This window comes from Mobiluncus mulieris (assembly GCF_014204735.1).
Lineage (GTDB): Bacteria > Actinomycetota > Actinomycetes > Actinomycetales > Actinomycetaceae > Mobiluncus > Mobiluncus mulieris.
The window spans coordinates 436,941-448,756 of record NZ_JACHMA010000001.1 but is presented as its reverse complement, the minus strand read 5'-3'; the positions used below and the strand labels follow the sequence as shown (position 1 = coordinate 448,756).

11 protein-coding genes are annotated in these 11,816 nt (G+C 56.7%); 1 reads left to right on the top strand and 10 read right to left on the bottom strand.

The window, feature by feature from the left end; all coding sequences use genetic code 11:
• Positions 1-16: 16 nt before the first annotated feature.
• The 6 genes from F4555_RS02030 to F4555_RS02005 form a co-directional block, all read right to left on the bottom strand.
• On the bottom strand, positions 17-1,246 hold the full coding sequence (locus F4555_RS02030; protein WP_103758907.1) for an ROK family transcriptional regulator: 1,230 nt from the start codon (positions 1,244-1,246) through the stop codon (positions 17-19).
• 417 nt (positions 1,247-1,663) lie between these two features.
• Positions 1,664-2,320 (bottom strand): DUF8612 domain-containing protein, encoded by a 657-nt coding sequence (locus F4555_RS02025; RefSeq protein WP_252865103.1) that lies wholly within the window; start codon positions 2,318-2,320, stop codon positions 1,664-1,666.
• 653 nt (positions 2,321-2,973) lie between these two features.
• A complete protein-coding gene (locus F4555_RS02020; RefSeq protein ID WP_004012872.1) occupies positions 2,974-3,843 on the bottom strand; it encodes an anchored repeat-type ABC transporter permease subunit in 870 nt (289 codons plus the stop codon).
• Entirely contained in the window at positions 3,840-4,760 is a 921-nt protein-coding gene (locus F4555_RS02015) for an anchored repeat-type ABC transporter ATP-binding subunit (protein WP_115325505.1), read from the bottom strand. The genes F4555_RS02020 and F4555_RS02015 overlap by 4 nt, the downstream gene beginning before the upstream one ends.
• Positions 4,753-5,886, bottom strand: a complete 1,134-nt coding sequence (locus F4555_RS02010; RefSeq protein WP_115325506.1) for a choice-of-anchor M domain-containing protein — start codon at positions 5,884-5,886, stop codon at positions 4,753-4,755. The genes F4555_RS02015 and F4555_RS02010 overlap by 8 nt, the downstream gene beginning before the upstream one ends.
• Entirely contained in the window at positions 5,887-7,980 is a 2,094-nt protein-coding gene (locus F4555_RS02005) for a metal ABC transporter solute-binding protein, Zn/Mn family (RefSeq protein ID WP_115325507.1), read from the bottom strand.
• A gap of 228 nt (positions 7,981-8,208) precedes the next feature.
• Here F4555_RS02005 and F4555_RS02000 point away from each other — a divergent pair, with 228 nt between their 5' ends.
• A complete protein-coding gene (locus F4555_RS02000) occupies positions 8,209-8,721 on the top strand; it encodes a GNAT family N-acetyltransferase (RefSeq protein ID WP_004012877.1) in 513 nt (170 codons plus the stop codon).
• Positions 8,722-8,853: 132 nt separating this feature from the next.
• Here the strand turns inward: F4555_RS02000 and F4555_RS01995 are convergent, their stop codons facing one another.
• The 4 genes from F4555_RS01995 to glyA all read right to left on the bottom strand — a co-directional run bounded on the left by F4555_RS01995 (position 8,854) and on the right by glyA (position 11,751).
• A complete protein-coding gene (locus F4555_RS01995; protein WP_115325508.1) occupies positions 8,854-9,117 on the bottom strand; it encodes a type II toxin-antitoxin system RelE family toxin in 264 nt (87 codons plus the stop codon).
• On the bottom strand, positions 9,114-9,338 hold the full coding sequence (gene relB, locus F4555_RS01990; protein WP_004012879.1) for a type II toxin-antitoxin system RelB family antitoxin: 225 nt from the start codon (positions 9,336-9,338) through the stop codon (positions 9,114-9,116). Before relB ends, F4555_RS01995 begins: the two co-directional genes overlap by 4 nt.
• 215 nt (positions 9,339-9,553) lie before the next feature.
• Positions 9,554-10,459, bottom strand: coding sequence for a bifunctional methylenetetrahydrofolate dehydrogenase/methenyltetrahydrofolate cyclohydrolase (locus tag F4555_RS01985; RefSeq protein WP_115325509.1), 906 nt, complete (start codon positions 10,457-10,459; stop codon positions 9,554-9,556).
• Complete coding sequence (glyA, locus tag F4555_RS01980) at positions 10,456-11,751, bottom strand: serine hydroxymethyltransferase (protein ID WP_115325510.1); 1,296 nt, start codon at positions 11,749-11,751, stop codon at positions 10,456-10,458. The genes F4555_RS01985 and glyA overlap by 4 nt, the downstream gene beginning before the upstream one ends.
• Positions 11,752-11,816 lie beyond the last annotated feature (65 nt).

Sequence of the window (11,816 nt, the reverse complement as noted above, 5' to 3'; positions counted from 1 at the left end):
AAATTCACCTCTTCGTTTACTCATTCTTAGAGGAAAGAATTCGCTGACGTATTAATTCACCTTGCTCCCCCATACTTCCATCCACTTCAAATGGAGTCATCAATACTAAAGACGCCGCACCCAAAGCCCATTTATCATCACGCCATTGTCTTATTACCACATCAATATCTCTTAATTCTTTTATTACGCTACTCCTCAGCGTGTGCTTAAACACAGAATCCCAATATTTCCACGCCTGCGTACCTTCACCTTGAATGACAATTACTTCTGGAGCTAACACATTCACCACAGCCGCAATGCTCCTGCCAAGATGCTCAGCGCCACGAGAAAATATCTTTGCAGCGTCTTCATTACCACTATTTGCTAAATCTATCAGAGCTTCTATTTTTTGATCCTCTCTAATTAAACCTCGACTTCGAGCAGCAGTAATCAATGCACTTTCTCCGATCAGAGTTTCTAAACACCCACTATTACCACAATGACATTTCTCGCCGCCTGGTTTCACAATCACGTGACCCAGATTTCCAGCTGCTCCACGCATTCCGTGTAGCACGGTTCCTTCATTACAATACCCAGATCCCACGCCTGTCCCCAGAGTCACCACAAGTAAACTGTCATATACGTCACCAACACCAAATAAATACTCGGCTACTGCTAAAGCATTTACGTTATTTTCAACTATCACCGGCAACCGTAATTCGTTTCTAAGCAGTTTCCCCAGTGGCATTGTGTCCCACCCCAACAACGTAGAGTTGACCTCTCCTATTTCAAGAGCATCCACAGTTCCAGGAACTCCCACACCAACGCCAAGCACCCGATTCTCATACCCAGACCCCATAAATTTTTTCAGTTCTCGCGCTATTATTTCCGCTACCTCCAAAGATGAGGCATTAAGTGGAATCTCCGTACTTTTGCACACCTCGCCTGAAAGGGTACTTTCCACGCAAGAAATATGATCTGATGCTACCTTCAAACCCACAGCGGTATAATCAACCGATTTCAACCCCAGTTGCACCGATGGTCTTCCCATCTGTGTGGTTTCAGCCGAGTTGAGCTCCTGAATCAGCCCCTCGTCAAGCAGCTTCTTAACCACCTGCGTAATAAGTGCTGGAGATACTTCAAGCCGTCGCGCTAAATCGGCACGTGACTGACTGCCGTGTAGACCAAGAGACGCTATCACGGCAGCACGTCTACAGTCCGCACCCAAAAAAGAGCGAGCTGCAAAGGACTGAGTTTGTTTAGCCATAAATTAAGTATTACAGAAAGTAATTTAGATGTCAAGAAGTTCAGGAAATTCTACGAAAGTAAGACCATAATCCCAGGTAGAGGCCTACTAGCACTTGACGCAACAATCTCTGATTACACCTACCAACCACCTAGAGATACCAACAACTAGTCACTTTTTAGAATCCCCTTATCAGCTGTCCAAAGTGGAGCACACAAGGTAACTGGAACCTCATGAACCTGGCAGAAATCAGTGAGAATCCTCCCCAAAACCGGGTTTTTTAACCGCAAAAAAGATATTTTCACTCATTTCTGTCAGGCTCACGGATTGACTGACACCACTGACCAGAAGGCCTACTCCGGAAAAGCGTGGCCAGCCGCGTTTCCCCGGAACAGAGGAACAGAGCCCGCCACCCGCGATATATTCACCAAATCCAGCCTATGCCCCGAGATTTCCACAACTCACGACGTGAACCCCGTCGTCGCGGGTGTAGCTAAGCGAACCCTCGGTGACGACCAACAAAACCGGCGCGACATGCGAGCCGTCAACGTATCGTTTCGCAAAGGTTTTCAAGTGGGTGACGGCGGTCTCGATGGTGGCTTCGCTGGAACCAAGTTTCACCTCGGCCAAAACCACGCGACCCGCTATCTCCAGCACTGTGTCGACTTCTAGGCCGTCCGCGCCACGCCCGTGATAAGCCTCTTGGCGACTCATGAACCGCAAATCATGCACTACCTGGGACTCGAATACCTGGCCGAAGAACTCTAAATCCCCCAACAGCCCATCCGCATCCGTGTGCAGCGCCGCCAGCGTCAGCGACGGGTCAGCCAGGTGTCGTTTCGGGATTTCCCGCAAAGGCACACGCGAGCGCAGGTGCGGTCGCCACGCCGCCTGGTTTTGCATCACAAAGATACGCTCCAGGGAATCAAGGTATTCCCGTATCGTGTCGCGTGACAGTTCAATGTCACGCGACAGAACGCTGGTGGTTATCTCGGTTCCCACCCCGCGCGCCAGCGAGGCCGACAATCGTTTCACCCGCTGCGGGCGCGGTTGAACCCGTAAGAATAAACTGGCCAGGCTCGCGACGCTGGTCAATCTGGTGCCGGGCTAAATCCCACAGAATCGGGTACACCTGTCACTCGTCTATCAACCGGGGAGTAGCGCCATGAAGTTCCTGGTCAGGTAGGGTTTCGAGCTGCTTGGCCAGCCCGGGGTCGGTATCCGCTTGCAGGATGTTTTGCGCGATTTGCCGTGCGGTTTCGGTTTTTCCTCAGACTTTCGATTCGGTAATCAACACTCCGCCCGCTCGTTGTAAGGCGGCTTTCAAGTCCTAATCGGCCAAACGTGGGTGATATGGTGTCGCGGGTGGTACAGCGGGTGTTTCGGTCATGTTTTCCCTGTTCACGAGGTGCCAGTCGCCAATTTAGCGTAGCTGGAGTCGTCTATTTATTAATTCCCAGTAGTCAGTTTGTTGTAAATCCAGCCGTCAATTTATAGTTTTAGCCAGCTTTACTCCCGCCGCAACTAAACCGATGCTACGTGTGGTGAACTCGCAGCATCGCAGGAGGCTGCGGTAGCCTCATGAAAACGGAGAGTCGTGACGATTGCCATCTCCATACAGAGTACCTCTGTGTGCCGAAACGGTGGTTCGTACGATATCTTTGGCCTTTCCGGTGCTACTTTTACCGCCACAATCATACCGCCACTGGAGCTAATCGAGGACGGTGTATTCACTCCACCGCGTGTTTTCAGTCTTGCAACTGGCTTCTCGAGACCCGCCGGGAGGGCAGGCGCCCGCGCCAGGAAAATAACCATGCCCCCACAAACAAAACCGTACAGACCAGCACGATTGTCGCACCGACCGGCAAGTCCAACGCCCAGGCCAGATACAGCCCCCAAAACGCCGCATTCGCCCCAATCAACGTCGCCAAGAACATCATCACCGGCAGTTTGTTGGTCAACAGCCTGGCCGTGGCTGCCGGCCCCACCAACAGTGCCAAGACCAAAACATTGCCAATAATTTGGACGGAAACCACCACCGCACCGGCCACGGTCAGGTACAACACCACGTCGAGCGCCACCAGAGGTAAGCCCACGGCCGCCGCGCTCTCCCGGTCAAGACTGACCGCCACCAGTTCCTTGTGAAAAAACCACAGCACACCCATAATCGCCACCCCGACAATCGCCACCCAGACAATGTCGCGGTTGGGAATCCCCGTAATCGAGCCAAACAGGAAACTTTGCAGCGACCCGGAATAGCCCGCCACCCGCGACACAATAATCAGCCCCAGCGCGAAAGACCCCGCGAACAAGATTCCGATAATGCTGTCTTCTTTTACGTGGCGGTTTTGCGAAAACAGCGCGATAGCCACTGCTATCACCAGGCCTGCCACGGCTCCGCCCGCCAACAGTGACCCTTGCAGCACAAAGGCCACGGCGATGCCGGGGAATACCGCGTGGGATACCGCATCCCCAATAAAGGCCATGCCGCGCAGCACCACGTGAGTGCCAACCAGGGCACAAATCACGGCCGAGAACACGCCCACGAACAGGGCTTTCGGTAAAAACGCCAGGGCGGGGTTCGCCAGGTCGCCCAGGAAATCCAGGAAAGATATCATCGCGCGCCTCCCGAGTGGGTCGTGGTTGCAAGAGCCGCAATCAACCGTACCAGCGGCGAGCCCGCCCCTACCCCGAAAGTGCGCTGCCAAGGCTCCGGGGTCAAAAGCTCCCCCGGCGCGCCCGTGGCCTGCACGGTGCCACGCAACAGCACCAGCCGCCCACAGACTTCCAGGGCACCCATAAGGTCATGTGTGGACATCAGCAAAGTCTGTCCCCCGCCCGTCAGTTCGCTAAACAGCACGTTTAGGCTCTCTACGGCCGGCTGGTCCAAACCGGTGAAAGGCTCGTCCAAAATCAACAGTTGCGGGTGGTTCACCAAGGCGCGCGCCACCAGCACCCGCTGACGTTGCCCTCCGGAAAGCTGCTCCAAAGGCCGCCGAGCCAGCGCGGTCATCCCCACCAAATCCAAGGCGGCGTACACATCCTCCCAGTCGGCGGTTTTCGCGCGTCTGCCCCAACCCAGTTGCCGCACCTTGCCGGTCAAAACCGTTCCAGCCACGTCAATCGGGTAATCCCAGGCATAGGCATGGCGTTGGGGCACATAGCCGATTTTGGCCTGCCGGGCGGCCGCACTCCGAGCCCCGTCGACTTCGATAACACCTGTTCGCGGACGAATCAGCCCCAGAATGGTACGAATCAGCGTGGTTTTCCCCGCGCCGTTACCGCCCAGCAAACCCACGAACTGCCCCGGTTGAATCTCCAGATTCACATCGTGCAACACCGTGTTACTCCCGTAAGCGACCTCTAAGTCCTGCACTCGCAACAAAGGCTGGGGGGCGGGGGTGGCCAAGTCGTTCTCGCGCAATGCCGTGGCCGGTTGCCCCGTGGTTTCACGAGGCGCCCGCATGAATCCTTGGCGTTTGCCGGTTTTCTCTCCTGTTTCCAAGGAATTAGAGGTGGTTAGTACTTCAGTCATGCTTTCCTTCCGCGTAGCGTTTAGCCACGGCCTCCCGCTCCTGGATTCGCCGCCGCACCAGAATAATCACCCCGGCCGGCAGCAGCACCACCAACATGCCACCCACCAGCGGCAGCCACCATCCCGGTGTCGTCAGGCCGCCTTGGGGCTTCGTTTCTTCCGCGGGATTTCCCGCCGCGCCGTTCGTGGCCGCGCTCGCTGCTTTGTCCCCCGCTTTGGCCGACGCTTTGGCCGCCGCGTCACTGTCGGATTTCGCGTCTGCACGAGGTGCCATCTCGAAACTGCCGCTTTCTTTCCAGGTCGCGGCCAGTGCCTGAGCCGGGGTTGTGTCCTTGCCCACGGCGAAGCGCAACAGCGCCGTCGCGGAAATCTGGTTCCCGGAACCGTCCGCGCCCAAGACCTTGAATTGCAGCAGGTGTACTCCAGGCTGGGTAAATACCCAGTTGGCGTGGGTGTGAGTATTCGCGTCAATATAGATTTCACTGACCTGGTGTTGGGCAGTGGACCAAACCACTTGCGGGGTTCCGAAATTCCCGGATTGCAGGAAAACCTGAACCTCGCCTGGCCCCTCATGGCCCACCAGTTGTAACTTGACCCCGGTCACCCCAGTCTGCGACAGTTCGGGGGCCTGGGTGTTCCACCCCAGCCACGGCACCCCAGAGACTTGGTTTTGGCCAATCACATACACCGGCGTGCCCGGTGCAACCCCCAGGAATTTATAGTCCGTGTTGTCTGGCACCCGCAAGACCGCGTTTTCCCCCAGCACGAAAGCCATGTCTGTGGGGCGGCGCCACACCGGGGTTTTCGCGGTGTCGTCGCGCGCAGCCAACACCCACTGGCCATCGACCAAGCGCGGACCGAGGTCAATATGCCCTTCGGTAATGGTGACTTGCGGAGCATCCTCGCCCAGCCGGGTTTCCTCGGTGGCGCTGACCTGATGGTCATGATGGTCGTGATGGTCATGACCATGATCGCGATGCGTGGCCGTAACCCGCTGGGACACCACCCCAGAATAAATTCGGTTTGAACCCAATGGGGCGGCCATACCCGGAATGACACCTAATGAACTCGCCACCACCAGTGAAACCGCCGCTAACACCGGCATCAACAAAAACAACCTGCGCATTCACTTTCCTTTCTGCGGGGGAAACGGTACCGCCGGAAGCGGCGCACCGCGATCCAAACATTCTTTTAGAGCCAGGGCGTTGGCCTGCATCATGTCGATATAGCTCTGTACTGTGGGGTCGAAGGCGTCGCCGTAAATCCGGCACACCGCGATCCCGCGCTGTCCCGCCAGCTCTCGGAGGGTCGCCGCATAGGCGGCCAGGTTTGGTTCCAGGAACACGGCTTTGACCTGCAACGCATCCAGGGTGCGGTTCAGCGCCACCAGGTCTTTTGTGCTGGGCTGCACGCCGGGGTTGGGCGAAACAAAACCCGCGATATTCACCCCGTAAGCCGCCCCCAAATACCCGTAAGCGTCATGCGTGGTCACCAAGTACCGTTTAGAGGCGGGAATCGAGCCGATAACCTCGCGCATCCAGGCATCCAGGCGTTCCAGACGCTCCACCGCTCGGTCGCGATTTTCTTGATAATATCGCGCATTCGCAGGGTCAAGCTGGGTGAGGGTGTCAGTGATGGTTCGCAGGTAGGCGATAGCGTTTTTCACGTCATGCCAGGTGTGGGGGTCGAGCGTGCCGTGAATGTGTTTACCCAGCACGGCTTGCGCCAGTTGGTAGATCTCGGTGCCGGGGCGTCCCAGAAAGCGAAATTCAGGGCTGGCGGGTATCTGGGTCAGCGCCTGGTTCGGCACCACCACCACGGAATCCGCCAGGCCGTATGCCCGTTGTGCTTTGTAGCCTTGGCTGCCTTCGTTACCGTGTCCATGGTCGCAATCCGGTTCGGGTTCGTGCTTCGTTTCGGTTTCACGAGGTGCCAGCCCAGTGATAGCAGGGCTAACGGTGGTGGCAGCATCAATCTTCGAGTTTGTTCCTCCGTGGTTTCGCGTGCCTCCCGCTGCCCCGGAGTCTGCGTCGTGGCTTCCGTTTGTCAAGGATTCGGGGGATTCCGGAGTGGATTCTTGTTCATCCCCGTAAAGCTCAAGGGTCAGCCGGTTTTGTTCCCGGCGTGCGCTCAAGTCCACGTGTCCGCGATTCACGGCGGTTTTCCCCGCGAACTGCGGAATTTGTTCCGGAGAGGATCCCACTAGGAAAGTCAGCACCGACTCGGGGCTTTTTGCCACGTTTTTGCTGGTGGCTTGTAGATGCAGCCGGTAAATCCCCGGGTGTGAAAACGCCCATGACAGGTGGGTATGCGCCCCAACCGGCAAGGCCACAGCCTTGGATGGCGCCCCAGCGTGACATGAAGGAACTGCCGTATCCGTTTGCAAGGCTTTCGCACTAGGCTCGGTTTTTGCGTCTCGCCGGATTGTCACGACAGACCCAGTTTTCGCGCCAGAACTATTTTTTGCATCTCGCCGGGATTGCTCTGGCGCCTCATGAACCCGCGTCGCACCCGGCTTGACGGTCAAGTCCCAATACCGGGTGGGGTTACCGAAAGTCCCGGTCAGATACGCGTGTACCGAGACTTCCGGGGGTACCTTGCCCGCTGCCCCGCCCGTGGCCGCCTCTAGAGTCTGGTATTCCACGCAGGTGGCCTTGACGGCAACGGTTTCCTTGCGTTCGCGCGCCCCGTCCAGCAATTCACCTTGCCGGGCATCGTCAATCTCGCCGCTGCGTACCCGCAACCCCAGCCACACGGTGTTCAGCGTTACGTCTTCGACCAGGGGAATCAGTTTCACCCCGTTGGCGGCGGATTCTTCGGCCAGGTTGACGTTGACAGCACGGGGCGAGAGGTTCGCGTCTATCGCGCGAATCAGGGAGTGTTCCTCTAACATCAAATAGTTCGCAAAGGCCGCATCGGCATAGACAATATTGCGCACGTCACGCAAGGTGGGTTCATAGGAATGCGGGTCGGCATCTTTGGGCACCAGCGAGGTCACTTCGCCGCGCTCCCCCGCTATTTGTTTCACCAAATCGGCCAGCAAGGCGGTGGTGGTTACTAGATGCAGTTTTCGCCTGTCTCCCCTTGGGGGGTCGTTGGCGGTTGTGGTTCCGGTTGCATGAGGTGCCATCGCAGCATTGGGTACAGCCTTGGAATCTGGCGCAGCGAAATTCATTAATCCAGGCACCGCCAGGGCGCAACTGGCGGCTAGCGCCAGCATCGCCAGACCTGCATTCTTGAACCGACCCACCCTCTAACGATAGCCGTTCTCATTATCGCGTGCAAAACGACGACGCTGGGCACGTGTGGAATCGGGGATACCAGTCAAATTTTGCCACGCAGGTCTAGGATTGGCTAGGGTGTTTTCAGCATTTCCGGCGCAACCATGCACCACCAGGCATCTCATGACACAGCAAGGCGCCTCATGACACAGCAAGGAGAATCACCAATGGAAATCCGACCGGCACAACTCACAGACGCCCCCGCACTAGTGGTCTTGAGTCGCGAAACATTTACGGAAACTTTCGGGGCTGGCTACCCGCCACAAGATTTGGCAGCCTTCCTCGAGACGGCTTACACCGTGGCGGATTATTCCCAGCAAATCAATGACCCGTCATCCGGCGTGTGGGTGTTGGCAGATGGCGACGACCTGTGTGGATACGTAACTGCCGGGCGCTGCAAACTGCCTAGCAAGTTGGTTCAGCCAGAGGACGGCGAAATCAAAAGACTCTATTTGTTGCAAAAATATCAACGCCGCGGCTGGGGCACAAAGCTGTTTGAAACCGCTTTGAACTGGCTGATTGACACCAATCATCCGGTGTTGTGGTTGGGCGTGTGGTCTGAAAACTTCGATGCTCAAAAGCTCTATCAACGCTACGGTTTCGACTACGCCGATGAATACCAGTTCCAGGTGGGCGAAAGTCGCGACCGCGAATTTATCTATCGCCGCATCGTTGCCTAGCCGTTCCTTGGTCAGACCAGCTCACCCTGCGTTCATGAGGCGCTTCTGTGAGTGGCGCCTCATGAAAACGGTAACTACCCAGAAACATCTCACAGAACCAACTTGACAGAAAAAGGGAAGCTTAATCCAAAGTTAGTAAATTCGGCTCCGGTGTCCCACATCAACAAGAATCAACACAATCTCTTGGTCGCATATTTCAGCTAGAATTCGATAGTCGCCAACCCGGTATCTCCATTGCCCGCTTCTATTGGCTCTTAGCACTTTACCGAATAAACGCGGATTTTCACAATTCATAAGATTTTTTTCAATCCAGGATTTAATTATCCTTTGCGTTTGCCTGTCCAGTTTCTTGAAGGACTTATCGAATTTGTCGGTAGCGATAAGCTGATAGGTCATAACCCTAGCTCTTCGAACAGCTCATTGACAGGGCGGGTTTTTAATGTTCCCGCTTGTTTTTCCGCTTCGTATTCTGCAAATACCTTAAGGTCATATTCATCCTCAATGCGCTCCAGCATAGTAGTCCTGATAATTTCAGACAAGGTAGCATTATTATGCTCGGCATAGGACTTAAAGATATCTAGTTCTTTTTCCGGAACCCTCAGGCTAATCGTAGGCATCCCCACCTCCACTTCTTAAGTAATACAATCGTATTACCCTATTCGACGTTCGTCAACCCGGGGTCTTGCCGCGTTCCCCACCTCGCCGCGATTTTTCGGGTTCATGAGGCGCTTCCCGACTTCCGACCGGTGGCACACGTCGACTCCGGGAATAATCCAGGTATACCCAAAAAATCTCGGGTTTTAAGGAATATTTCGGGTATACCTGAAATTGTTCACGAATCAAGAAGTTGCCGCTCGGCGGCCTCTACCACGTTCACCAACAGCAAGGCCCGGGTCATGGGTCCCACCCCGCCGGGATTAGGCGAGAGCCACCCGGCCACCTGGTCTACCCCAGCGGCCACGTCGCCCGCCAAACGCGACTTGCCCGTATCCGGGCAAACGACTCGTGAAACCCCCACGTCGAACACCACCGCACCCGGGCGCACCATGTCGGGGGTAATCAGCCCCGCCACGCCGCTAGCCGCGACGATAACATCCGCCGTGCGGCACTTTTCGGCCAGGTTGCGCGTCCCTGTATGGCATGAGGTGACAGTCGCATTGACATCTTTTCGCCCCAGCAACAGGCCTATCGAACGTCCCACGGTGGTACCGCGCCCCACCACGCACACGTCCTTACCGGCAAAATCCACCCCGAAACGCCGCCCGAGTTCTATCACCGCCCGGGGAGTGCACGGCAGGGGCGAGGTAATCGGCTCGCTTACCCGCAAGACCAGCCTCCCCAGGTTCGTGGGATGCAAACCGTCCGCGTCCTTTTCGGGATTAATGGCTTCCAGCACCCGATTTGTATCCATGTCGGCAGGCAGCGGCAACTGCACAATATACCCAGTACAAGCCGGGTCTTGGTTCAAACGCTCCACAGCAGCCAGAACCTCGACCTCCGACACATCTCCCGGTAAATCCACGCGTATCGACTCGATGCCAATCTCGGCGCAATCCCGGTGTTTACCGGCCACATAGGTTTGAGACCCCGGATCGTCGCCCACTAGGATAGTTCCCAACCCGGGCACTATCCCGTGGGCACGTAAAGTCGCTACCCGCTCGCGCAGTTCGGCCTTGATAGTGGCCGCCGTGGCTTTGCCATCCAAGACCTGCGCGGCGCCTTCCCAGGGGGCTCTCATTGCTGCAAGCCTGCGTAGAGCGGGAAAGCCTCGGTCAAAGCCCGCACGCGCGCCTGGTACTTGGCCACGTCAACCGAGTGCGCCCCACCAGTGGCACCGTCCACCAAGACACTCGCGATAATGTCGGCCACCTCGCGGAATTCGGCATCCCCGAAACCACGAGTCGCCAGTGCCGGGGTACCGATGCGCAGCCCGGAAGTGACTTTCGGGGGACGCGGGTCGAAAGGCACCGCGTTGCGGTTGACGGTAATACCCGCCGCATGCAACAGGTCCTCGGCTTGCTGTCCGTCCAGTGCGGATTTCACCAGGTCAACCAGCACCAAGTGCACATCCGTACCTCCAGTCAACAAATCAATGCCCGCCGCCTTGCAATCGTCTTCCATGAGGCGCTCGGCCAAAATCCGCGCCCCGGCCAAGACGCGCGACATTCTTTCGCGGAATTCTTCGCCCGCTGCCAGTTTCAGCGCTACCGCCTTCGCTGCTACCACGTGCATCAAAGGGCCGCCCTGCTGGCCGGGGAACACCGCCGAGTTAATCTTCTTGCCGAAGGCCTCGGCGTCACGCGACAAAATCATCCCGGAACGCGGACCGCCCAAAGTCTTGTGAATCGTAGTGGACACCACATCGGAGTACGGCACCGGGGAGGGGTGCAAACCAGCCGCCACCAGCCCCGCAAAGTGCGCCATATCGGTCCACAGATACGCCCCGACCTCGTCGGCAATCGAGCGGAAAGCCGCGAAATCAACGTGGCGCGGATAGGCCGACCAGCCGGCGATAATCACCTGAGGGCGCTCGTTCAAAGCCAATTCGCGCACCTGATCCATATCAATCAGTTTGGTGTCTTCACGCACCCCGTAGGCGGCCACCTGATAGAGCCGCCCGGAAAAGTTAATCTTCATCCCGTGGGTCAAATGCCCGCCATGAGCCAGTTTCAAGCCCATGATTTTTTCACCCGGCTTCGCCAGCGCCGTCAGCACAGCCGCGTTCGCCTGCGCCCCGGAATGTGGCTGCACATTGGCGTATTCGGCTCCAAACAGTGACTTCGCGCGCTCAATTGCCAGGTTTTCGGCCACATCCACGTTTTCGCAACCACCGTAATAGCGATTACCCGGGTAGCCTTCGGCGTATTTATTGGTCAGCACACTGCCTTGACACTGCAAGACCGCGCGGGGCACGAAGTTCTCGGAAGCAATCATCTCCAGGGTGTTACGCTGTCGAGTCAGTTCCCCATCCAGCACGGCCTGGATTTCGGGATCTACCTCAGATAAAGGCTGGTTCAAAACATCGGTCATGGTTCCTCCTATCGGTAAGGGTTCATCACCCGTTTATTCTGGATATTTCTCGATTCTTGTCTTGG